The sequence below is a fragment of the Vibrio sp. Y51_MX_L26 genome (assembly GCF_024181935.1).
In the GTDB taxonomy this organism is placed as follows: domain Bacteria; phylum Pseudomonadota; class Gammaproteobacteria; order Enterobacterales; family Vibrionaceae; genus Vibrio; species Vibrio diabolicus.
In genome coordinates, this window is record NZ_JAMZAS010000007.1 from 41,815 (window position 1) to 62,875 (window position 21,061).

Consider the following 21,061-nt stretch of genomic DNA (forward strand, 5'->3'; position numbering starts at 1 on the left):
TATGTTAAATACTAAACAAGTTATTCAACAGTCGGGCATTCAGTTTGGAACTAGTGGGGCTAGAGGGCTAGTAGAAGATTTTACCCTAGAAGTTTGTGCTGCATTTGCTCATGCTTTTATGGCAACAGTTGAGACTGATTTTGAATTTGGCAAAGTAGCTGTAGCGATTGATAATCGCCCTAGCAGCTACGCTATGGCACAAGCTTGTGTTGCTGCGATTAAAAACCGGGGTTACGAAGTAGCATACTACGGTGTCATTCCTACACCTGCGCTTGCTTATTCTGCGATGCAAGAGTCTATCCCTTGTATCATGGTAACGGGAAGCCATATCCCATTTGATCGCAACGGGTTAAAGTTTTATCGTCCAGATGGCGAAATTACCAAAGTAGATGAATTGAGTATCTTAAACTCAGATGTAGAGTTCCTCGCATCAAATGTATTACCAGAGTTAGTTGTCGATGCCAAGGCAACTGAACAATATTTGGAGCGCTATACTAGTCTGTTTGAACCAGATTTGTTGCAAGGTAAACGTATTGGCATCTACGAACACTCCAGTGCTGGACGAGATTTGTATCAAGGTCTCTTTGAAGCTTTAGGTGCGGATGTTATTTCACTCGAGAGAACAGATGAGTTTGTGCCTATTGATACTGAAGCCGTTGCTGAATCAGATAAAATTAAAGCCCGAACTTGGTCTGAAGGTTTAAATCTAGACTTTATCTTCTCTACCGATGGTGATGGAGACAGACCTTTAGTGGCTGATGAAAATGGAGAATGGTTGCGTGGTGATATCTTAGGATTGCTTTGTGCAGAAACGATGAATATCGAAGCGTTGGCTATTCCTGTAAGCAGTAATACTGTGATTGCAGCTTCTCCAGCGTTTAAGACTGTTTCAAAAACAAAAATTGGATCCCCTTATGTGATTGCTGAGTTCGCTCAGTTAGCAGAACGTTATAGTTCTGTAGCTGGCTTTGAAGCTAACGGGGGCTTTTTGTTAGGCTCGGATATCAAAGTAAATGGCAAGGTGTTGAAAGCGTTACCAACGCGTGATGCCGTATTACCAGCATTGATGTTACTTTCGGCTGCGAAAGAGTCATCTATCATTGAGCTTGTTCAACAATTACCCAAACGCTTTACCCACAGTGATCGTATTCAAAACTTTGCCACTGAAAAGAGTTTAGCGATTTTAGATATTGGTAAGGCTGCTCCTGATAGTTTGTTGTCTCAACTTGGCTTTGATGGCTTAGCAGTTGAAAGCATCGATGTAACAGATGGTTTAAGATTAACTTTGTGTAATGAAACGATTCTTCATTTACGTCCATCTGGAAATGCACCTGAGCTCCGTTGTTATGCTGAAGCGAATACATTTTCACAAGCGAAAGAGATTGTTGAGCACACTTTATCTAGGGTTCAGCAACTGTAATATTAGATGCGAATTACAAAGCTTGATTTAGTTTTCTGAATCAAGCTTTTTTGGTTTTTATTATGATGAAAAATAATTTTTACAAGCTAGAAAATCCTATTCAAAACTATTCTTGGGGAAGCAAAACATCAATTTCTACGTTGTTTGGCATTGATAACAAACATCAAGAGCCACAGGCTGAAATCTGGATGGGAGCCCATCCTAATGGCTGCTCTAAGGTTATTGTTGAGGGAGAGTCAGTGCTGCTTTCCACATTGATCAATGAGGATAAAATTGGGGTACTTTCTAAGTCAACAGCAGAGTTCTATGGTGAACTTCCTTATCTGTTTAAAGTATTAGCCGCAGACCAAGCTCTATCTGTACAGGTTCACCCTAACAAAGAAGAAGCCGAACAAGGTTTTATCCGTGAGGAAGCTCGAGGTATTGACCGTCTCGCTTCGAACCGGAATTACCGCGATGCTAACCACAAGCCAGAGCTAGTTTATGCATTAACATCTTATCAGGCCATGAATGGTTTCCGTAGTTTTAAAGAGATCCTTGCTCTTTTTACCCAATTACTCTCTGAAGCAGAAATGCCTGCGGTTGATAGATTAGTTGACTCTTTTAAGCACAGCATGACGCCCAAGGGATTGGAAGCCTTCTTCACTGGCGTTTTATCTCTAAGTGGTGATGAGAAACATCAATCAATATGTGCTTTGCTTGAGCACGCTAGCAAACACCAGCGTCCAGAAATAGATAATGACTTGAATGCATTAGTGTTGGAGTTGGCGAAAGCCTATCCGAATGATATAGGTCTTTTTTCTCCGTTCATGCTTAATGTGCTGACACTCAAGCCTGGTGAAGCCATGTATCTTGATGCCAGAACTCCTCATGCATACTTAAAAGGTACAGGACTCGAGATTATGGCAAACTCGGATAATGTTCTTCGTGCAGGACTTACGCCCAAGCATATCGACGTTGTCGAATTGACAAAGTGTACTTTATTTGAAGAAAAACCTTCTAGGTCACTACTCTTGGAGCCGGAAATTGAAGGGAGCAAACTAAGCTATCCAGTTCCTGTTCAAGACTTTAAGTTTGATTGTTTTATCCAAGCTGATGCATTGGTTTTAGCAGTTGATAGTGCTGAAATAGTGTTTGCTATCGATGATGATGCTCTGCTTGAGCATGTATCAGGAGAAACAATGCTTATTAATCGAGGAGAGTCTGCATTTATTCCTGCTTATGCGAAAGAGTACAAATTAACGTCTAGGGGGCGTATTGCAAGAGCTTACAATTAATAGCATCAATTTAGTCTATTACTATTGATGGAGATGGATGAAGCATGATGTAGAATCTCAACTTTCTACATCATGCCTATGTTGAAAAGGTGTCTATAATACCTTTGAGTTTTGGATCTGTGAATTTCCATGTAATTTGGCTCTGAGGAAACTCGTAATTTTCCATATATACGCCAAGATAACAGAATAAAGAATAAAGCAGCCAATAAACAACCCAAACATAGTGACTTCGGGAATATTTGTTGCTTCACCATAAACTCCGAATGAAGCATACATCGCTGCGATCAAACATATAGCGACTAGCGTTTGTCTTGGTCCCAACCCCAATCTTTGGAAAATATGGTGTAAGTGTTCACGGTCAGGCTTGAAAGGGGAGTCTCCTCTTCTAACACGGCGAATCATAATAGCAGCCATGTCCATTAACGGTACTGCAATAAGCCAAAGTGCAGTTACTGGACGCATCAGTGGAGTACCTTCTGTTTGGCTTACTCCTAGTAGTAACCAGATGACAGTAAAGCCAATCATCATACTACCTGCATCACCCATAAATACTTTACGTTCTCGCCCTAATACTCCTATGTTCATGAATATATAAGGTAGCATCGCTACGATAATAACAACACACAGGTAAGCTAAACCGTGTTGACTATCTACTTGTAACAAGAATGCAATCGCGCCAAAACTTACGATAGATAGCCCACCCAATAAGCCATCAATACCATCCACCATGTTAAAGGCATTAATCGCTCCAATGACAGCCAGAATAGTAACTAGCGTCCCTCCCCAGCCTAATGATATTTCACCGATCCCGAACATATTGCCCAAGCTATGTAACTCTATACCCGCTACTTTCATCATGATAATCGATAGAGTCGCTTGAACTCCCATACGTATTTTAAAACTAAGGTCAATCTTGTCATCGATTGCACCGACAAGAGTAAGCACTGCAATACACAGAAGGTATAACCAGCTATGCTCAATAGTCTGTGGTTTGAACGTTAAGTATTGCGCCAACACCAAACAAATGGATATTCCCCCCACCAATGGGACTGCGCCATGGTGGAGTTTTCTTGTGTTTGGTTTGTCTACTAACCCTATTCTTTTTGCTATTTTTCGCATCAAGAATAAGGTTGTAAATGAAGAAAAAAAGATAAAACTAAGCTCGAGGAACATAATTTAGCCAACGATTATTTTGATTATATCGACTGATTTTAGCTCAACTTCTCTAATTTAAAAAGTTCAAACTTATAGGCTGGAGAGGTTATGGTTCATAAGTGGTTCCATTTTTCAAGTTCTGGTATTCTTTGTAAAAAATTAATGAAGGATATAATAATGAAAATCGCAGTTGCGGGAACTGGCTACGTGGGTCTTTCAAACGCCATGCTTTTGGCTCAGCATCACGAAGTGGTGGCGGTCGATATCATCCCAGACAAAGTGGCATTACTAAACAACAGACAGTCGCCTATCGCCGATGTTGAAATTGAAGATTTTCTGGCAAACAAAACACTTAATTTTGTTGCGACCACAGATAAAGTGCAGGCTTACGACGGCGCTAAGTACGTGGTTATTGCGACGCCGACGGATTATGATCCGGCCACCAACTACTTTAATACCTCTTCAGTTGAATCGGTGATCAAAGACGTGATGGCGATAAACTCTGAAGCGGTGATGGTCATCAAGTCGACGGTTCCGGTAGGTTATACGGCTCGCATTAAACAAGAGCTGGGTTGTGAAAATATCCTCTTTTCTCCAGAGTTTTTACGCGAGGGTAAAGCGCTTTACGACAACCTACACCCATCTCGTATTATTGTCGGTGAGCGAAGTGAACGTGCCAAGACTTTCGCAAGTTTATTGGTCGAGGGTGCGGTAAAAGAAGACATTCAAGTACTGTTTACGGATTCAACAGAAGCAGAAGCGGTTAAGCTGTTTTCAAACACTTATTTAGCGATGCGTGTTGCGTATTTCAATGAGCTGGATTCTTATGCAGAAGCGCATGGCTTAGACGCACGCCAAATTATTGAAGGTGTCGGTTTAGATCCTCGTATTGGCAATCATTACAATAATCCATCGTTTGGTTACGGTGGCTACTGTCTGCCAAAAGACACTAAGCAGCTTCTTGCAAACTATCAAGATGTACCAAATAACATCATTGGTGCAATTGTAGATGCAAACCGCACGCGCAAGGACTTTATTGCCGAGTCGATCATCAAACGCCAGCCTAAAGTCGTCGGTATTTACCGCCTAATAATGAAGGCAGGTTCTGATAACTTCCGCGCTTCTTCTATTCAGGGGATCATGAAGCGCATCAAAGCAAAAGGCATTGACGTCGTGGTATATGAGCCTGTTCTGCAAGAAGAGGAGTTCTTCAACTCTCGTGTCGTAAAAGACTTGAATGAGTTCAAACAGACTGCTGATGTGATTGTTTCAAACCGTATGGTAGAAGAACTGGCTGACGTCGCTGATAAAATCTATACACGTGACCTGTTTGGTAGCGATTAATTTCAATTTTCTTAAAGCTAAAGGCTCCTTCCGTGGAGCTTTTTTTTCAGTTGGTAATTAAAAATGATAAAAAAATGTCTATTCCCTGCAGCGGGTTACGGTACGCGTTTCTTGCCTGCGACTAAATCCATGCCAAAAGAAATGATGCCAGTGGTCAACAAACCACTCATCGAGTATGGCGTCGAAGAAGCTATTGAAGCAGGCATGGATGGCATGTGTATTGTGACGGGTCGTGGCAAGCATTCACTGATGGATCATTTCGATAAAAACTACGAGTTAGAGCATCAAATTAGCGGTAGTAGTAAAGAAGTACTATTAGATGATATCCGTAGTTTGATTGATTCAGCGAGCTATACCTATATTCGTCAGCGTGAAATGAAAGGCTTGGGTCATGCTATTCTGACCGGGCGTGAGCTAGTGGGTGACGAACCGTTCGCTGTGGTATTGGCCGATGACCTGTGTGTTAACGAAGACAAAGGTGTGCTAGCGCAGATGGTTGAGTTGTACAAGCAGTTCCGCTGTTCGATTGTCGCCGTACAAGAAGTCCCAGAAACAGAGACGCATAAATACGGTGTGATTGCGGGTGAGATGATCAAAGATGACATCTTCCGCATCGACAATATGGTTGAAAAGCCAGAGCCGGGCACTGCACCAAGTAATCTGGCGATCATTGGTCGCTATATTTTGACTCCGGATATATTCGAATTAATTGAAAATACTGAGCCGGGCAAAGGTGGCGAAATTCAAATCACGGATGCGCTGATGCAGCAGGCACAAAACGGCTGCGTATTGGCGTACAAGTTTAAAGGTCAGCGCTTCGACTGTGGTAGCGTAGAAGGTTACATTGAAGCGACAAACTACTGCTTTGAGAATATTTACAACAAACCTTCGAAAAATCAGGTTGAAGAAGTGCCTACCGAGCAGGTTGCTTAATTACGTTAGGGCCCAGGTACTTAAGTCCTAGGCCCTACAACCTCATACATCAATAAACCACCGAAAATCCTTTCTTTTCTAACGCTTTCCCCAATACTTGTTGGGCTTCATCTTCCCCATGAATCAAATGAATGGCTTTTGGTTGTGTGGGAATGCCAGTAATAAATTTGAGTAAATCACTTTTGTCTGCATGGGCGGAATAACCAGATATAGTATGAATCTGGGCATTAACTTGGATTTCTTGAGCATCTATCTCAACCTCTGAATTGCCTGATAGTATCGCCTCACCTAACGTACCTTGAGCTTGATAACCTGCGAATAGCACATCGTTTCTTTCATCGGGAAGAAGGCCTTTCAAATAGTTGACGATTCTGCCGCCTTCACACATTCCGGAAGCGGCTACAACAATGGCGGTTTCATCAGTTGAAGCGAGTCGGCGTACTAAGGCTGTATGCTCGGTGTGACTTTCAACTGTAATACACTGTTCGAAAGCAAGTGGATGGCGTTGATTGTCTAATCTTTGTTTTGCTTCCTGACTCCATAAGGTTTTAAAACGTCGATACGTTTTTGTCACTTCTTTTGCTAGAGGGGAGTCTAGGATGATCGGTAATGACGATGCCAATTCATGCTGGTTAATCAATTGCTCAATATCAAATAGCAGCTCTTGTGTTCGGCCGACACTAAAAGCAGGGATCAGAATCACACCACCATCTTTTAACGCATGATCAATGATGTCGTTTAAACGCTTTGTACGTGTCGCAATGTCTTCATGTTGTCTATCGCCGTAGGTGGATTCTATAAATAGGTAGTCCGCGCGCTCTGGCGATTGTGGATCAGGCAAAAGTGGCGTATTCGATGGCCCTAAGTCACCGGAGAAAACGACAACTTCATTATTTGACAGTTTAAATTCGACATACGCAGAGCCCAATATATGCCCTGCAGGTTGGAAGCGGACATGTGCGAGAGCAGGGATTTCTACCCACTGCTGATAATCACAAGGTTTGAGTTGCTTCTTGATGATATTGAGGACTTGTTGTCGCTGGCGGTAGTTTAAACCGAGTTGCAGTTTCAAGCCGTCTTCAAGCATTAAGGGAACGAGTTCCGCCGTTGCTTGCGTGCAATATATTGGCCCTTTAAATCCAGCAGCTAGTAACCATGGCAATCTGCCAATGTGATCTATATGAGCATGAGTGAGAACGAGCGCTCTTATCTGTTCGATAGGAAACTCAATGTTCAGAGAGGAGTTGCGACCATTAAAGCTGAGATCCTTGCCTTGAAAGAGCCCGCAATCAATCAAAATACTGCCATTGTCGAGCTTAAGTTCATGACAGGAACCCGTAACGGTATGCTTTCCGCCATGATGGATAACGCTGGCGATGTCTGAGATTGGTGTCGTCATGGCTTAAGTTCTCCTTCTATCTTCAGCATAGGTGAGTAGGTAAGAAAAGAGTAAGGCTTATGACCTAGTGGATTGGATGTAATTCGTTGGAAAATTAATGAAATGCGATGAGGTTAGCACCGAAAAACATTGCCATCTTAAAGGGTTAATAAGGAGAATTTAGAATATACGGAAATAGTTAGCTGTTGTTTAGTGTATTTGCATTGGTTTATTTGCTGTTTGGATATTCCTGATGTCGCAGGAGCTTCTCGGAATGACGGGGTTGAGGAAATGAGTTAGGACGAGGCTTATCTTACCAATAGGCGAGCGACTCGTCACAGTTTTCCAAGTTCGTGGTACAATTAGCATTAAGTTCAAAGAGTTCCTCTCGTAAATACAACGTAAGCGCTTTCCTGCTGTCGATTACAAGAGAAAACATGTAAAGGTTAAAGATGCAATCAGATCATGAATTCCAAAACTGGACGGTTATCGGTAAAGGTGCAGAGCGAGTTTGTTTTCAAAACCCTTCCAATCCTGCTCAATGTGTGAAGTTGAGCCAGAAAGACGCAGCGGAGAAACCTATCGAGAAATTGAGTTTTTTGAGCGACTAAAAAAGAAAAGCGTTCAGTTCACACATATTCCAGAATTTTTGGGGAAGGTGACAACAGAGACTCAAGTTGGCTTTAAGCAGCAAGTGGTTTTGGACGAGGACCTGTTAGTTTCATTAAACCTTGCACAATATATTGTGCAGCAAGGGAATGAACTCGATATCGACCATTTGCTGTTGGAGATTCGAATTCTAAAAGATTACTTGATCGAGAACCGAGTTATACCAAGTGATTTAGTGTTGACGAACTTGCTGGTGAGGCAGGCTGAAGGGGCTATTACACTCTATTTGGTTGATGGATTTGGTAATACAGAATTTATTCCGGTATCGGACTTTATCCCTTACCTAATGCATAAAAAGATTAATCGTAAGTTTAAGAAATTTCCAAGGAAAAACTTGCACGTTTTCATCAAGAAGAAAAAACAGTTGAAGAGTTAGAGGCTTACGGCAAAAAAATCGATAAGTTTGAAGACCTGTACCTTTGAAGGTGTTTTATTTGGTGGTTTGATGTTGGTGGGTGACGGTTTTGAACCGAGATAGAGAAAGGGATGCATGATGCATCCCTTTGTTATTTTTATTTGTTTAAAAACAAAATTAAGCTTTAGCCGCTGCTTTAGCGATTGCTGCGAAACTTTTCGCGTCTAGAGAAGCACCGCCAACGAGAGCGCCGTCGATGTCTGGTTGTGAGAAGTAAGCTTCAGCGTTTTCTGGCTTAACAGAACCACCGTATTGGATGATTACTTGTGCTGCAACTGCTTCGTCTTTCGCTGCGATTAGTGCGCGGATAGAAGCGTGGATGCGTTGTGCATCTTCAGCTGTTGCTGCTTTACCAGTACCGATAGCCCAGATTGGTTCGTAAGCGATGATTGCGCCGTTTAGAGCTTCAACACCGTAAGTGTCGATAACTGCGTTGATTTGACGTGCGCATACAGCTTCAGTTTCGCCAGCTTCGTTTTGAGCTTCAGATTCACCGATACAGAAAACAGGAGTTAGACCGTTTTCTTTTAGGAAGTTGAATTTCTTAGCGATGAACTCGTCAGATTCGTTGTGGTATTCACGACGCTCTGAGTGACCGATGATGATGTGAGAAGCACCGAAGTCTTTCAGCATTTCTGGAGACATATCGCCAGTGAACGCACCGCTGTTGTTTAGGTCAGTGTTTTGAGCACCTAGGATGATCTTGTTACCGCCTTCAACGATTAGACGCTCAGCTAGATCTAGGTAAAGTGCAGGTGGAGCTACTGCTACGTCAACACCTTCAACGCCTTCAAGCTCAGCGTTAAGACCAGTTAGCAGCTCAGTTACCATTGCTTTGCTGCCGTTTAGTTTCCAGTTACCCATCACTACAGGACGACGCATAGGAATATCTCCCTTATTTTTAATGTAAATAGTCTATTAATGTAAAAAATCTACGTAGGAATATAACAGAATAATGTGAACAGATCATGATTGGCGTCATGTCTTGTCCGGCTTTCTTCACTGATTCGACCAAGCATCGATCCTGTTATTTTTGTTAAAAGCAATCGATTGGTGATCGCGTAGACAGAATGATAGTTCATTCCTCGGAAATTGCTGGCTAGATTGGTATTACTACGCACTGAATTTATTATGTTGTAGAAAGGAATCAAAATGCCAAACTTAGTTTTAGAGTATTCGAACTCAGTGGAAGAGCGAGTCAATGTACAAGGTTTGCTGGAAGACTTACATAAAGCTGCGTTAGATAGTGGCCTTTTTGAACTCGCGTCTGTGAAATCTAGAACGCTCCGGTGCCACAATTGGTTAATAGGGGAGGAGGGAGATAGCCTCGACTTTATCCATATCAACTTTGATTTGTTATCTGGCCGCTCCCAAGAACAAAAGCGAGAACTGTCACGAGCCTTGATGGCGACACTTCAAGAGCAAGCCAGTCACGTACACAGTTTAACGGTCAATATCCGAGACATGGATATAGATAGCTTCCAAAAGGTAGTGAACTAGGTTGCGCTGAATTGCCCGAGAATAGCGAGGGGTTATTGTTACGAATTCTCAGCCTGGCTCTGCTTGTTATAAGGACGTTGTGGGCATCCAAGTTATCGGTGTCCTTTCCAAACTATATCGACTCGGCTAATCTATAACCTTTCTACTTTGGGGTAAATTTGATGTCGACTAAAGAGTTACTGTTTTCTTTTCAAGGACGTATAGACCGTAAAACCTACTGGATTTGGAACGTAATTTACTATGTGTCCATTCTAGGCTTTGGTGCCGGTATCAGCCAACTGCTTCCTACTCTCTCTTATGTGCTTCTTCCTATTTTCTTGGTGGCCCTGTTGATCCCTGATTTGGCGATCACCACCAAGCGTTGGCATGACCGCAACAAATCGATCTATTGGCTAGCACTGAATATTCCGTTGATTATAGGACGAATTGCCACTCCAATGACTAGCCCTGCCGCGCAAGAGCCGTCGACCCCACAGATGTTCATCGCTTCCATTTCTCTAATTTGTGGTTTATGGATTCTAATTGAATGTGGTTTCTTAAAGGGGACATCAGGACCAAACCAATATGGCCCTGAGCCGGAATAAGTATAGCTCTATGTTTTGGAATAAGACTCTAGGGTTCTAGAGTCTTATTCCTGCCTTTTAGTAAAAATCATCCCTATCTTTAAACGTATTTAAGCTAATCACATTCGCGTTTTGAGTCGGTGCCGGTTCCCCTTCTAGTGCTGCTTTGAACTTCACGACCTGTTTTTGCAACTCGTTCATCAATACCACATTGGTGTGATGAGGGTTTTTACACGTGCTGATGACTCTATCAATGTGGCTTTGTTGAGCCCACAATCTTTCTTTCATATTTTCTGATGCGCTCTCGATCATCTCTTTCGCCATCTCATGACGAAATTGCTCAAAAGCTTCGGGATCTCGCTCTGCCATTCGAACCATCTCATCGAATGGAGGAAGAGTTTGGGATGAGGTATGACGTAGAGTAGACATCGATGCTCTCCAAATCCTTATGGAAATTGCCTTTAGTTACTAAAAGCCTATACCACTAGAAAGAGGAGAGAGGATGAATTCTTCAGCCGTCTCACTTATAAGAGAAGCTTTCAAACTTGATATTGAATAAGTGCAGTATGTCGATGTTTATTTATGGTGGTTACTGCAGTTGTTGGATGCGGTAAACGCAGCGTCTTTGGCCGCTAATGATGTGTTCGGTACGCTCTACTTTGGTGTCACGCCCAAGTAGAGACTGAAAGACACTTAATTCTGATTGGCACAAGCTTGGGCAGCGAGTTGCGGCTTTACAAATCGGACAGTGATTTTCGATCAAGATAAATCCGTTCTCATCTTTCTCGAGCTCTGCCATATAGCCTTCTTGTTCTCTTAATGTGACGAGTGTTTCTAGTTTGCTTTGCAGAGAGTCGCATTGCTTAAGATGCTGACGATAACTTTGTAACGTGAGTTTTTCCCTTTCTGATGTGACTTTTTCCAGTCCATCTTTGCCAAAGATATGTTCGACAGCTTCTATAAACTGAATGGTCAACTCACCGTGACGGTCAGCAAATTGCTCATGACCTTTTTGAGTGAGAGACCAATGACGAGCAGGGCGACCAACTTTTACTTTTACGTCATGGATAGAAAGAATGCCATCATCTTCTAAACTTTGCAGGTGCTGACGAGCCCCCATGGTTGTCATACCTAGCTCAGAGGAGAGTTGTTTTGCAGTGACGGAACCGTCACGCTTAACGATTTGCAATATCCTATCTACGGTCTTCATATACCCACCATTTATACGTCAGTAGATATTATGCGCGATAGGGTTAGTAAAGAAAAGTGTTGACTTAATTTGAGTGTGGATTTGTAGGGGCTATGTTTATGCGAACCAATATATACACTCTGAACAGTGAGAAACGAGGTGATTCAGAATCTATTGTCCGGCTGTGCGGAAAGAAAGGCTCAAACTCAGATTGAGCGAGAGCCTCGAGAAATGCTTAAAGAATAATATCGCGTACTTCTGGATCTTTACGATCTAAGTAGTGAGTCGATTTGATGCGGCGAATAGTTCGGCATCGACCGCGCACGAGCAGCGTTTCTGTGGTTGCAATATTGCCTTGACGAGAGATACCTTCCAGCAAGTCACCTTTAGTGATGCCTGTAGCTGAAAATACCACATTGTCGCTACGAGCCATGTCTTCCATTTTGAGGACAACATTCGCTTTTACGCCCATTTCATCGCAGCGTTTTAGTTCATCTGCGCCGTAAATGCGGTTTTCTTCAGTATCGCCTTTTACCTCATGACGAGGAAGCAGGCGACCGTGCATGTTACCATCTAGCGCTCGAATTACTGCTGCTGATACAACCCCTTCTGGCGCACCGCCAATACAGTACATCATGTCCACTTCACTGTCTGGCATACAAGTCAGAATAGAAGCAGCCACGTCACCATCAGGCACCGCAAAAACACGTACGCCCATTGCTTGCATTTCTGCAATAACGTCATCGTGGCGAGGTTTCGCAAGAGTAATAACGACTAGGGTATCAAGTGGCTTGTTCAGGGCTTTTGCTACGTTCTCTAGGTTTTCTTTTAACGGTTTTTCTAAGTCAATGACGCCTTTTGCACCAGGACCAACAACCAGTTTTTCCATGTACATATCTGGCGCTTTAAGAAAGCTGCCTTTCTCACCTGCGGCAAGTACGGCTAGTGCGTTCGATTGCCCCATTGCCGTCATACGCGTCCCTTCAATCGGGTCGACAGCGATATCCACTTCATCACCACCAATACCAACTTGCTCTCCAATGTACAGCATTGGCGCATCATCGATTTCACCTTCACCAATGACAATTTCACCACTGATATCTGTTTTGTTCAGTAGCGTGCGCATAACTTCAACAGCTGCGCCATCGGCTGCATTTTTATCGCCACGGCCAAGCCATTTGTAACCAGCCAGAGCTGCACCTTCAGTCACACGGGAAAATGCCATTGCTAAATCGCGTTTCATGATGTCTCCAAGTAAGCAAGAGGGAAGAAGAATTTGCGCGGCGATTCTATCACAAGGTCGAGTAAACGTTTGCCTTTTTGCGAGGCTTTTACTTTATCTAACTTGAATTTGATCAATACTTAGGGCGATTTTCAGAGTAGCGGGACGCAAAATCCTTGCTCAAAAATGCTTCGGCGACAAGAAAAGTCAGCGTTTAGTGAGATTGCGCTGATTTTTTGACCGAATGATGCAAAATATCGAATATAGTGAGTGTTTCTCATCGCGACGCTGAGTAGAATGAACCTTATATAGGTTAGGTGTGCATCAATCTCGCACATCGTCCCAACGGAATAACATAGGTAGGCCAAGATGTCTTTTGAAGTACTAGAACAACTAGAATCTAAAATTCAAACTGCAGTTGACACAATCACTCTTCTTCAGATGGAAGTCGAAGAGCTGAAAGAAGATAAAGCTAAACTTGCGGAAGAAGCGAACGAGCTTCGCTCTCAACGTGAAGAGCTAGAGCAAAAAGCACAACAAGCACAGCAAGAGCACGCACAATGGCAAGAGCGCATTCGTGCACTACTTGGCAAAATGGACGAAGTGGAATAATTCAGCTTCTTCATTCCAAATTAAAAACACCCGCGCTAAGCGGGTGTTTGTGTTTTAGGGAAGTAGAAAATGTTAAGACAAGGCTAGGCGCTGATAGCTAAGAGAAGACCCTATAACTTAGACACCTAAGACTCGCGCTATGCTTCTTCATCCAACTCTAAATCAATATTCAATGGTTCTGGCGACAGGATAATTCCGGTGCTATCGGCATAAATATAATCTTCAGGTAAGAAGCTGACGCCGCCAAAGTTGACTGGTACATCCAATTCACCAATACCCTGGCTGGTCGCTCCAACAGGAATAGAAGCGAGGGCTTGAATGCCTAAATTCATATCTTCAAGTTCATTGACTTCACGAACACAACCGTAAACGACAATGCCTTCCCACTCGTTTTCTTCCGCAATGGTCGCGATTTCTGCATCGATAAGGGCTTTACGTAGGGAACCGCCACCGTCAATTAACAAAACGCGACCAAGTCCATCTTGCTCTAATGTCTCGCGGATCAATGAATTATCTTCAAAACACTTGATGGTGGTGATTTGCCCGGCAAATGAAGCGCGGCCGCCAAAGTTACTGAACATTGGTTCAACCACATCTACCTGATCGAGGTAGATATCACAGAGTGCTGAGGTATTGTATTCCATAGCGTACCTTTCTAAACAGAAATTGGTTGTCTTTGAGTATATCTAGGCATTAAGTCAATGCAATGACAATCCTTTTTTAACTTACTAGAGTTTGAGCTACCACAATTGTTGCAAACAAAACGTTGGTGACTAGAGAGCATTTCACGATGACTGGCATCATTGGTGCTATCTGAGCGGGCTTTTGTGTATGCCAAACCGCTTTACCATGATCGGCCACGAAATAAATACTAAGTAAAAATGGCAAGCTAATCCAAACGGGTTTGTCTTGAATTAACAAGTAAGCCGCAAAGGCAAGGATAGCTCCGCTAAGTAAAATAAAGTGGTACTGTTTGGCTTTACGTTGACCTAAGCGTACCGCCACCGTGCGTTTACCACACTCTCGGTCGTTCTCTATATCACGCATATTGTTGATATTGAGTACTGCAACGGCGAGTAAACCGCAGCCTAAAGCAGGTAAGAATAGCGTGGTGTCTACGTGACCGGTATGCAAGAAGTAGGTACCGGATACGCCGAGTAGACCAAAAAACAAGAACACTGATATATCGCCAAGCCCCACGTAACCGTATGGTTTACTACCCATGGTATAAGCAATGGCTGCGAGAATGGCCAAAATTCCCAGCCCGATAAAAGTGACAATGCTTTCCAGTGAACTTAGTGAATAGAAAACTAACACCAAGCCTGAAATGGCGGTCAGAACGATGTTAAAGATAATTGCCTGTTTCATCTGTTTCGCACTTACCGCGCCTGACTGCATCGCTCGTAATGGGCCGAGGCGTTTGTCGTTATCTGTACCTTGAACGGTATCGCCATAGTCGTTTGCCAGGTTGGACAGAATTTGCAGCAATGTCGCGGTTACGAAAGCCATGATGGCAATTGTCAGTGAAAAATGACCTGCCGAGTAGGCGAGTACGCTACCAGTTAAGATAGAGACCAATGCCAGAGGTAATGTTTTTGGACGAGCGGCTTCAAGCCAGATCTGTAGAGATTGTTTCATGGAAATTTCGTGCTAGTAACCAATGTGCCCAGTATAGACATAAATTTTTATGTACACTATTAACTTAAATCAAATAGGAGACGATTAAGTAAACCAATATGAGTATTAAAAGCAATACAGCGAGGTTCCTATAGCCTTAAGTATTCATTATTTATGAGTGATTCTATAACTTTATTTCTTTTCATGTTTTTTGAAATTGATATAGCTTTAAGTTTTTCATTGCTGCTTTCAGATAAGTTTATACAATATTGCTTTTTAGATTGAATTTTATCTCTAAACTTCTTTTGATCCCATGCCTTTTTTATCCTCTTAATAGTGATTTCTCTTTTGTTCTCTTCAATTGCATCAAAAAAAGCGATAATGAAATCTTTCAGGTCTTGCGTTGAGCTTTTATTATTCCAAATGTATTTAATAACCAAAGGCTCATGTTTAAGTATGTAGCTCCATGCCCACTTTATTTTTTCTTCATCATCTTTCAACCATGAAATGATCTCAGTTTTATCAAGTGATAAATACCACTTTCTTACAATCCCCCTCTCTAGTTCAATATGGCTATGCTTGCTTCTATTTACCTTTCTTATATATGATACTACCCAGTCTACTCTTTCTTTAAAACTGCTTCCATTTGGATTTAATGATAGTTTTCCGGATAGTTTTTTTTGAATGTAAAACCATGAAAAATTACAAAATCTTTCATTTTTTCGTATTTCATTTTTTATGTATAAAATTGAATTGTATTTTTCTTCTATTTTCCCGACAATCCTTTTGCAATATTCAAATGAGTATGATTTAAGAGTAGTATTTATTATGTTTTCATTTTCTTTAATACTTAATGATTCGTCCCATACTGCTCTAATACCATGTGTTGATAGCTGATTAGTATAGAACTTTCCCATGTTTTCATCTTTAATCATTACATCGTAATCTTCCATAATTAAACCCTCTTAAATAGTAATTTTTATCAGCCAGTATCTTACATTTACTACAATGTAGTTTCAATCTGATCAACCTTTACCTTTCAAAACTACAATGTAGTTTTTTCAGTGATGTAAGTTAAAAGTTGATTGTCACTAATCATTCATGGTTGTAGCTAACTTCAGAGTCGCTCTTTCGCATGTGTTGTACAGGGGGCTTAGAATTAACGCTTACTAGATATGTTGGTATGGTTAATATACATAAATACATACATAATTAAATATATAGTTAACCGTATATACTCACTTAACTAAGTACTTATATCCTACACACTCTACCTCAGTAGAATTGGTATGCTCTCCTTAAATACCATGTATTAAATAACACAGTAATTCATATCTTTGGATGAATACCAAAGAGAATGAATGATGACTTATACTTACAAAGGTTTAGAGGTTCTTTATCCGGTCGATCAACTCAATACACACTATCTAGATCGTATTATATTAACCATGTCTAAAGTATTAAAAGACTATAAGAGAGTTCATGCGTTAAGACTGGATCTGAGACTTCCTGTTTCTGACAGTGAAAAAGACATACTTTTCAGAGATGAGATTTTGAACAATACATTTAATCAAAAAAATATCATTAAACGATTCTTTGAATCCTTGAAGGCAAAAATAAAAGCGCAAGAAAAAAGAATGAAAGCGAGTGGTAAAAGGGTATATCCATGTCACCTACGGTATGTTTGGTGTAGGGAAAGGAATAAATCTACAAATGACCACTATCACCTTGTCCTGTTTTTTAATAAAGATAGATATTGGAGTAGCGGTTATAGAGATAATGAAGAAAGTTTAGCAAGACTCATTATGGATGCATGGAATAGCGCACTAGGAAAGTGTGTTGATAATACAGATAGGTTGGTTCAACTTGTTTATAAAGGTACGCATTATTTAGAACAAAATAAATACGACTTCGAGAACAAATACCAGGCCCTCTTTACAAGACTCAGTTACTTTGCCAAAAATAGAACGAAGCATTATGGTGAAGGAAAACGTTGCTTTGGAACTAGTCAGGGATGATAGCTAATATTAATCTGCTCATCTGTTTAGTATTTCGAAACGTGATTGCTCTATAGATTGATTATAAGTGTAGAGATAACTGGAGAAGCATATGGTCTCTTAGGTTCAACTTGCCATTCGGGGTATGCTAAATAAGCACGCAGCATTCGGTGGTACGGTCATGCACTGTTGGTAGATTGGCCTCGATAACATCAGTAGTGTTAATGGTATCCGTTCTCAGGCCCCTACGTCTGTGTCAGTGTAAATGCCGTCTCACGTACTTAGTTATTCATGTATTATTTCTGAGTACGCTTCGTTGTGCTCTATAATGACATTGGGAGTCTGACAAAAAAATAGGAAGCTAGGCCTCCTATTTTTTCGATCTGCTGAAGATTACTATTTGGTTAGAGTTACACATGCCTTCCATGGAAAGTTAGCAGGTGCAGGCTTTACTGTATTAACCGTAACGCAGTCTTCGAATGACTGACCTTCAAAGTCTACATCCGTTAGACGATACCAAATACTAACGCCAGTATCAGTGTATTCAATTGATGCGATTTCACCGTGCTGGAATTCACCAATAACTTCGAATGTCATAGGACGACCTTGGTAGTCGATAGCCCATGCACCAGCTGGACGTAGTCCTCCGATTTCATCAGAGCCGATATTAACACCGCCAGTGTAAGCAAACACAGGTAAGTCTTTGTTAGGTAACACGCCGTCACCATCAACATCGATAAAGTAATCTACGTGTGGAATATCAAAGTCTAGACCGTTGTCTGCGTAGTACTTCTGAGTGTTCTCGTAAGCTGCTGTTTTGTACAGTGCTAGGCTGTACTTGGTCAGAGCTTGTTTCATTTCTTCAAACTGAACGGAGTTAGGCTCTAACAATACCTGACCAATTTTCTCGATTTGTTGCTCTAACGTGAGTCCGTTTTCGGTTGCCATAGTTAAAGTACTTGCAGAGATCACGAGTAGCACAGTGCTGGTATCGCCAGCGTTAGAAAGGTTGACGTTATAGAAGTTAATGCCATCTGCCCATTGCTCAGGATCATAACTGTAAAGGCTTAGCAGCTCAGCGGTCGCCTCATGCACCGCCTCCTCAAAGGTCTGTCCGGCTTGTACCTTTGCCATGATACTTGCTTTCATGGCCGCTGTAGCAACATTGAAGTTCACTTGTGTCGTTGCGTTCATATCGACAAAAGCGCTCATGCGCATCTGCTCATCACTTTTTCCTGTCAGCTCATTAAAGTAATTCCCCTGTGCAACGAGCTCGACATAAGGCGTATTGAATCGCTCATTCATGTTGTAATTACCTTCATAGTCCTCTATTTGAGTGGTGTAAGAGATGTCGGTCTTTTCTAAGTCTTGGTTAAGTTCATAAGCGGTGACGACTGAACCAGGTTGTAGAGGACCTTTCTGTACTGCACCACCAAATTGATATGATTGCCCTGAGTCGTTATTGTCACGCCCGCCAGAAGAGCCGCCACATCCGATTAAGGCGAAAGGAATAGTAAAGAGAGCGATGGTAAGTAGGGGTTTAGATAGGTTCATTCTATTTCTCCATAATAAGTTTTAGAGGTTGCTATTTTGTTTAATTCAAGATGAGAGTCAGCGATATCAAACAGCTCTTTAACTTCAGACGAGAGCAGAGTCGCATCTGTTTGAAGCTCAAAGCGAAAGCTCGACATCGTGGCCTCCTGGATGTTGCAAAGAGGTAAGGTGTTCAACTTGGTGTGCGTGTGTGTACGCCAAACGAGATAAGGGCTGCCGTGATGGAGTACGAGACTTATTGGTTGAACGTTAGTTAGGCGTAGAGTGCCGTCTCCTTTGTTTATCTTTAATGAGATAAGACGTTGTTGAAGTGTCGCTAGACATACAATCTGAAAAATTTGGATATCGACTTGAGCGTGTTTACTCAATGGGGTTGGGGCTGTGATAGGAACTTTGGATGACCAATGATTTTGAATGTTATTGATGTCTTCAGGAGTTATGTTCGAAAGGAGGTCATCTAAGAGTGGAGCAAGGCTGCTAGGCAGATGATGCTTGGTTGACTCGATGAGCCAATAGATCAATACCGCTTCGTGAGCCGTCGTGCTCATCTTCAGAGTTTCGGTTTTTTGGTAACCAAAGGGTTTGTCTCTATCATCCACCATTACATTGGGAAACATGGCACAGATAGCGGACAGATTACGTTGGATAGTACGCAAGGAGCGCTCTAAACCAAGCGGGGAAAGTTGAGCTTGAATTTGCCTGGCGGTGACTTTCTTATTGTAAGGAATAAGGTTGTAAATCGCCAAGATAAGCTCAAGGTGATACTGAGTTTGGTTAGGTGGCGTCATGGTCAGTTCAACAAGGTTCGTTTTGTTGGGTATGACAATATCAAAAAGGCGCGACAAAGCTTGTCGTATCAATGCCTTAAGCAAAAATGATACGACGAAATTTGTCACACCTACGTCATGAAGTGTCGTGATTAAGGGGGCAGAGGCTTACTTTCCAACGATGGATAAATCGATTTCGTCAAAATCCATGCTTGAAAGATGCCGAGCGAACGTTTTCATCCATACCTGAAGAAGGTCGATTACTTCTGGATGTTCAAGGTTTACCGCCCCTGTATCGGGCTGATAACACCATCCCTTGGCAAGATGAAAGTACAGTTCAGGCTGAACGTTGAGCGCGCTCTCAAATGGGTAAGAAAAGCTGATAAAGAAGACAACCTGCCAGGGCTCTGAACTTGCAGTGCGTTGGAACTGCACTTCAACAGGGTGAATGCCTCGGCCATGGCGGTAGTAGCTTAATTGGCGGCAAGTCAAGAGCAACTGTTTGGCATTGTCAGGTAAAGAGTACCCCTTCAATAGCTTCTCCAACTGCTGACGCAATTGTGGCGCTAAAGAAACACCACCATAAATCGTGTTGATCATATCCACCCCTTTTCTGCAAACGAGACACTACTTTCTCCCACAACGATATGGTCAAGCACCCTTACATCCACTAACGCTAAAGCGTCGATAAGCTTGCGTGTGATACGCCTATCCGCTTGAGATGGGGAAGGGTCACCAGAAGGGTGGTTATGCGCCAGAATGACTGCCGCTGCATTCACTTCCAAGACGCTTTTGACGACCTCGCGCGGATAAACGCTGGCGGAGTCAATGGTGCCTTTAAAGAGTGATTTAAACTCGATGACACGGTGCTGGTTATCAAGTAGTAGCAGAGCGAAAACCTCGTGCTCCGCGCTGGCTAGTTTGAATCGAACATACTCTTTGGTTGCTTCAGGGTTACAAAGGGCATTACCTCGAACGTAGCGGTTAGCTAGGATTTCAGCAGCATGCTCTAGGATTTCATTTTCTTGGTGTTTCTTTTGTTTATGGTAGTGAAGGTTATCGGTCGGCATAGGTCCTCCAAGAGTGAAACGATAGGAACTTCACTAAGAGGACATATATCTGAAAATAATTGATTCCAAGGGAAGTTGGAAAGAATTCTAAATGTTTAACAACTAAGTAAGTTTTCAGAGAACATTTAATTTTGAGCTTAGACTATTTAGTTCTGGCTATGTTGAAATTGCTGTTACCTACTTTGACTTAGGAGACTGTTCAATAATGGAGAGATAAAAGTTGTGAAGTGAACGATAGAATTAAGTTCACCTAATAAGAGTACGGATGTTGGAAATTTATAAATATATATCATTTGATGCATACGGTGCTCTTGTTAGATAACGAGACGTTGCAAAGTTTGTTTTTCCATAAAAAGGGTTGCCGACGGCAACCCTTTTT

At 42.0% G+C, this 21,061-nt stretch carries 22 protein-coding genes; 9 read left to right on the forward strand and 13 right to left on the reverse strand.

From position 1 onward, the window contains the following. The first annotated feature begins 1 nt into the window (after position 1). Complete coding sequence (locus tag NL645_RS15360) at positions 2–1,420, forward strand: phosphomannomutase (RefSeq protein WP_253651994.1); 1,419 nt, start codon at positions 2–4, stop codon at positions 1,418–1,420. A 65-nt stretch (positions 1,421–1,485) separates the two neighbouring features. Continuing rightward, entirely contained in the window at positions 1,486–2,697 is a 1,212-nt protein-coding gene (gene manA / locus NL645_RS15365; RefSeq protein ID WP_253652040.1) for a mannose-6-phosphate isomerase, class I, read from the forward strand. A gap of 93 nt (positions 2,698–2,790) precedes the next feature. Here manA and wecA read toward each other — a convergent pair whose 3' ends face one another. Next, entirely contained in the window at positions 2,791–3,870 is a 1,080-nt protein-coding gene (gene wecA, locus NL645_RS15370; RefSeq protein WP_253651995.1) for a UDP-N-acetylglucosamine--undecaprenyl-phosphate N-acetylglucosaminephosphotransferase, read from the reverse strand. Positions 3,871–4,029: 159 nt separating this feature from the next. Between wecA and NL645_RS15375 the strand changes: the two genes are divergently transcribed. Beyond that, positions 4,030–5,196, forward strand: a complete 1,167-nt coding sequence (locus NL645_RS15375; RefSeq protein WP_253651996.1) for a nucleotide sugar dehydrogenase — start codon at positions 4,030–4,032, stop codon at positions 5,194–5,196. A 63-nt stretch (positions 5,197–5,259) separates the two neighbouring features. Then, positions 5,260–6,129 (forward strand): UTP--glucose-1-phosphate uridylyltransferase GalU, encoded by an 870-nt coding sequence (galU, locus tag NL645_RS15380; protein WP_253651997.1) that lies wholly within the window; start codon positions 5,260–5,262, stop codon positions 6,127–6,129. Positions 6,130–6,178: 49 nt separating this feature from the next. On the opposite strand, the gene NL645_RS15385 is transcribed toward galU, so the two are convergent. Next, on the reverse strand, positions 6,179–7,528 hold the full coding sequence (locus tag NL645_RS15385) for an MBL fold metallo-hydrolase RNA specificity domain-containing protein (protein WP_253651998.1): 1,350 nt from the start codon (positions 7,526–7,528) through the stop codon (positions 6,179–6,181). Between the two features lie 490 nt (positions 7,529–8,018). Here NL645_RS15385 and NL645_RS15390 point away from each other — a divergent pair, with 490 nt between their 5' ends. Then, positions 8,019–8,552, forward strand: a complete 534-nt coding sequence (locus NL645_RS15390; RefSeq protein ID WP_309248903.1) for a YrbL family protein — start codon at positions 8,019–8,021, stop codon at positions 8,550–8,552. A gap of 156 nt (positions 8,553–8,708) precedes the next feature. Here NL645_RS15390 and tpiA read toward each other — a convergent pair whose 3' ends face one another. Further along, entirely contained in the window at positions 8,709–9,473 is a 765-nt protein-coding gene (gene tpiA, locus NL645_RS15395) for a triose-phosphate isomerase (protein ID WP_253651999.1), read from the reverse strand. 270 nt (positions 9,474–9,743) lie between these two features. On the opposite strand from tpiA, the gene NL645_RS15400 reads away from it, so the two are divergent. Both NL645_RS15400 and NL645_RS15405 read left to right on the forward strand, forming a co-directional pair. After that, complete coding sequence (locus NL645_RS15400; RefSeq protein ID WP_017635986.1) at positions 9,744–10,091, forward strand: 5-carboxymethyl-2-hydroxymuconate Delta-isomerase; 348 nt, start codon at positions 9,744–9,746, stop codon at positions 10,089–10,091. Between the two features lie 161 nt (positions 10,092–10,252). Further along, positions 10,253–10,675 (forward strand): DUF805 domain-containing protein, encoded by a 423-nt coding sequence (locus tag NL645_RS15405; protein ID WP_253652000.1) that lies wholly within the window; start codon positions 10,253–10,255, stop codon positions 10,673–10,675. Positions 10,676–10,732: 57 nt separating this feature from the next. On the opposite strand, the gene NL645_RS15410 is transcribed toward NL645_RS15405, so the two are convergent. The 3 genes from NL645_RS15410 to glpX form a co-directional block, all read right to left on the reverse strand. Beyond that, positions 10,733–11,083 (reverse strand): DUF3135 domain-containing protein, encoded by a 351-nt coding sequence (locus tag NL645_RS15410; protein ID WP_253652001.1) that lies wholly within the window; start codon positions 11,081–11,083, stop codon positions 10,733–10,735. Positions 11,084–11,243: 160 nt separating this feature from the next. After that, positions 11,244–11,864: a metalloregulator ArsR/SmtB family transcription factor gene (locus tag NL645_RS15415; protein ID WP_253652002.1), complete on the reverse strand. Its 621-nt coding sequence runs from the start codon at positions 11,862–11,864 to the stop codon at positions 11,244–11,246. Positions 11,865–12,078: 214 nt separating this feature from the next. After that, positions 12,079–13,086 carry a class II fructose-bisphosphatase gene (gene glpX, locus NL645_RS15420; protein ID WP_253652003.1) on the reverse strand — a complete coding sequence of 336 codons (1,008 nt, stop codon included), beginning with the start codon at positions 13,084–13,086 and terminating at the stop codon, positions 12,079–12,081. A 348-nt stretch (positions 13,087–13,434) separates the two neighbouring features. On the opposite strand from glpX, the gene zapB reads away from it, so the two are divergent. Beyond that, positions 13,435–13,677: a cell division protein ZapB gene (gene zapB, locus NL645_RS15425; RefSeq protein WP_005379536.1), complete on the forward strand. Its 243-nt coding sequence runs from the start codon at positions 13,435–13,437 to the stop codon at positions 13,675–13,677. Positions 13,678–13,814: 137 nt separating this feature from the next. On the opposite strand, the gene rraA is transcribed toward zapB, so the two are convergent. The 3 genes from rraA to NL645_RS15440 form a co-directional block, all read right to left on the reverse strand. Then, positions 13,815–14,321, reverse strand: coding sequence for a ribonuclease E activity regulator RraA (gene rraA, locus NL645_RS15430; RefSeq protein WP_213972383.1), 507 nt, complete (start codon positions 14,319–14,321; stop codon positions 13,815–13,817). Between the two features lie 76 nt (positions 14,322–14,397). Next, a complete protein-coding gene (locus NL645_RS15435) occupies positions 14,398–15,315 on the reverse strand; it encodes a 1,4-dihydroxy-2-naphthoate polyprenyltransferase (protein ID WP_206953603.1) in 918 nt (305 codons plus the stop codon). Between the two features lie 128 nt (positions 15,316–15,443). Beyond that, complete coding sequence (locus NL645_RS15440; RefSeq protein WP_253652004.1) at positions 15,444–16,247, reverse strand: hypothetical protein; 804 nt, start codon at positions 16,245–16,247, stop codon at positions 15,444–15,446. A 408-nt stretch (positions 16,248–16,655) separates the two neighbouring features. Here NL645_RS15440 and NL645_RS15445 point away from each other — a divergent pair, with 408 nt between their 5' ends. Next, positions 16,656–17,312, forward strand: a complete 657-nt coding sequence (locus NL645_RS15445; RefSeq protein ID WP_173646025.1) for an inovirus Gp2 family protein — start codon at positions 16,656–16,658, stop codon at positions 17,310–17,312. Between the two features lie 375 nt (positions 17,313–17,687). Here NL645_RS15445 and NL645_RS15450 read toward each other — a convergent pair whose 3' ends face one another. From NL645_RS15450 to radC, 4 genes are all read right to left on the reverse strand, one after another. Continuing rightward, a complete protein-coding gene (locus NL645_RS15450) occupies positions 17,688–18,845 on the reverse strand; it encodes a hypothetical protein (protein ID WP_253652005.1) in 1,158 nt (385 codons plus the stop codon). Continuing rightward, complete coding sequence (locus NL645_RS15455; RefSeq protein WP_140367278.1) at positions 18,842–19,666, reverse strand: YafY family protein; 825 nt, start codon at positions 19,664–19,666, stop codon at positions 18,842–18,844. The genes NL645_RS15450 and NL645_RS15455 overlap by 4 nt, the downstream gene beginning before the upstream one ends. 114 nt (positions 19,667–19,780) lie before the next feature. After that, a complete protein-coding gene (locus tag NL645_RS15460) occupies positions 19,781–20,212 on the reverse strand; it encodes a DUF2787 family protein (RefSeq protein WP_213972386.1) in 432 nt (143 codons plus the stop codon). Continuing rightward, positions 20,209–20,682 carry a DNA repair protein RadC gene (gene radC / locus NL645_RS15465; RefSeq protein WP_064353570.1) on the reverse strand — a complete coding sequence of 158 codons (474 nt, stop codon included), beginning with the start codon at positions 20,680–20,682 and terminating at the stop codon, positions 20,209–20,211. Before radC ends, NL645_RS15460 begins: the two co-directional genes overlap by 4 nt. Between the last annotated feature and the right edge of the window lie 379 nt (positions 20,683–21,061).